3 protein-coding genes and 1 other RNA gene are annotated in these 2,251 nt (G+C 72.9%); 2 read left to right on the forward strand and 2 right to left on the reverse strand.

Annotated elements, in window-relative coordinates; genetic code table 11:
• Nucleotides 1-274: alcohol dehydrogenase catalytic domain-containing protein (locus H5J29_RS29745; RefSeq protein ID WP_376768592.1), on the reverse strand; the 274-nt coding region annotated here is incomplete at its 3' end.
• Nucleotides 275-379: 105 nt separating this feature from the next.
• Here H5J29_RS29745 and H5J29_RS29750 point away from each other — a divergent pair.
• The gene (locus H5J29_RS29750) at nt 380-781 is read left to right on the forward strand and encodes a winged helix-turn-helix transcriptional regulator (RefSeq protein WP_181784287.1); all 402 of its coding nucleotides are present in this window, start codon (nt 380-382) and stop codon (nt 779-781) included.
• A gap of 54 nt (nt 782-835) precedes the next feature.
• Nucleotides 836-1,237: a transfer-messenger RNA gene (ssrA, locus tag H5J29_RS29755) on the forward strand.
• Nucleotides 1,238-1,280: 43 nt separating this feature from the next.
• Here the strand turns inward: ssrA and H5J29_RS29760 are convergent.
• Nucleotides 1,281-2,251 (reverse strand): THUMP-like domain-containing protein (locus H5J29_RS29760; RefSeq protein WP_181784288.1); only part of this gene is annotated, 971 nt, incomplete at its 5' end.

Consider the following 2,251-nt stretch of genomic DNA (forward strand, 5'->3'; position numbering starts at 1 on the left):
CCACCTCGGTGCCGGGGACGAGGTCGACGCCCGGGCCGACCGCGTCCACCCGGCCCGCGACGTCCCAGCCCAGTCCGCGCTCCCAGGCACCCTCCGGCGCGGGCGCCAGCCCGGCCTGCACGGCGATCCCGGCCAGCGTCATCGGGTCGGTCGGGCTCACCGCCGCGGCCGCCACCGCGACCCGCACCTCGCCCGGACCGGGCTCGGGCACCGGCCGCTCCGCGACCTCGAGCACCTGCGGCCCGCCGAACTCGCGGTACACGACTGTCTTCATGGCCTTCTCCTCCGTCGGCTTCGCCCTACCCCACGAACGCTAGGAGAGCTACTCTCCACTGGGTAGTAGGCACCTGAGAGTGCGTAACCGACCGGGAGGAGAGCCATGGCGACCACGACGGCGGCCGAGCGCCGGGACGCGGACCGGGCGTCCTACGACGTGTTCCTGGTCGGGTGCCCGTCCCGTCTCGTCCTGGAGCGGATCAGCGACAGGTGGGTGGCGCTGCTGCTCGCGGCGCTGTCCGACGGGCCGAAGCGCTACTCCGAGCTCGGCCGCAAGGTCGCTGGGGTGAGCCCCAAGATGCTCACGCAGACCCTGCGGGCGCTGGAGCGGGACGGGCTGGTCGAGCGCGAGGTCACGCCGAGCGTCCCGGTGCGGGTCGACTACCGCCTGACCTCGCTCGGAGAAGGCCTGCACCGTGCGGTCCTGGCCGTCAAGGACTGGGCCGAGGCGCACGTCGACGAGGTGTTGGCGGCACGCGACCGGTACGACGCCGAATCGGGATGATGCGGGCGCCCGGTGGGCGTTATGCTTGGCGACGGCCCGAACGTCGGGCCGCGAGGGGGTGAACGGTTTCGACTCCTGAAGCAGACCGAGGAGAAGCGTGCCGAGGAAGGCGACGATGATCTCGTTAACCAGACGTCGCAAAAAAATAAGTGCCGACGAGAGTCGCACTGCTCCGGCTCTGGCCGACGCGAAGTCCTCGGACTTCGCGCTCGCTGCCTGATCCACTGAGGAGCTGTCGGCCCGGGGGTGTTCCCGCTCCGGTGTCCGGCATCAGCTAGGGGACTCACCGTCAGACTCGGCCGTCGGGGCCTGACGGAACATCACACAGCGGCTGGGATCGTCACACCGGCTTGTTCGTGAGACCGGGGGATCCGAGTAGAGACACAGCGGACTGCGCACGGAGAATGCCTCGCGAAGCAAAGGAGGACCCGGGTTCGATTCCCGGCACCTCCACCCTGGAGGACAGGGCCCCGACCACCAGGTCGGGGCCCTGACCGTTTCACGGCTCCTCGCACACCAGCCCCCAGGGCCTGTCCCGCACCCGGGTCATCACCAGGGTGACCCGGCGGGAGCCGCGCAGCTTGAGCCTGCGGTGCAGCGCGTCGACGTCCCCGGCCAGGCCCCGGCGGCGGATGTCGACGGCGCCGACGTCGAGCTCGGCGAGCCTGCGCGGCAGCCGCTTCTGGTCCCACGGCCCGGAGTCGACGACGCGCAGCGTCCGGGCGAACGGGGTGGTGACCGGGTCGTCGGTGCAGAGGAAGGCGATCCGCTCGTCGATCTTCCAGGCGCCGATCCGGCGGGCGAGCTCCTCGACCGCACCCGCCCTCGTCACGGCGGGGTTGGGATCCAGCAGCCACGGCCCGGGGTCGCGCACCGCGACCGGGTCCCCGTCCTGCGCGACGAGCGTCTCCCCGGCGGGCAGGATCGTGGCCCTCACGCCCGCGGTGGCCAGCGCGGGGGACCACAGCACGGCCTCCTTGAGGTCCCGGTCCACCGCCACGAACTCCTGCTCCCACCCGGACGGCACGAGGGTGCGGTCGATCCCCGGCGCGGCCTTGACCGCGACCGGGACGGGCAGGTCGAGGCACCAGTCCAGCGGCGGCTCGCTGTCCCCGGTCCGCATCCGCCCGCCCGCCGTGCGTCGGGCGGGGTCGACGAACACGGCGTCGAAGGCGGTGAGGTCGACCGTGCGGACGTCGGACCCGGACGTCTCGACGGCGCCGCCGTAGACCTCGGCGTTGTGCCGCGCCATCCACAGGTGCACCGGATCGAGGTCGACGGCGAGGGCGCGGCGCCCCGGCGCGAGCGCGAGCAGGTCCCCACCGATCCCGCAGCAGAGGTCCGCGACGTGGCCCGCGGGGAACCGAGCGGCCCGGTGCCGCGCGACGACCTCGGGGGAGGCCTGCTCGAAGCCCGCCCTGGTCAGGAACATCTCGGCGGCCCGGGTGAACTTCCCCGCCGCGCGCTCGC

The sequence above is a fragment of the Pseudonocardia pini genome (assembly GCF_013870575.1).
Classification (GTDB): Bacteria; Actinomycetota; Actinomycetes; order Mycobacteriales; family Pseudonocardiaceae; genus Pseudonocardia; species Pseudonocardia pini.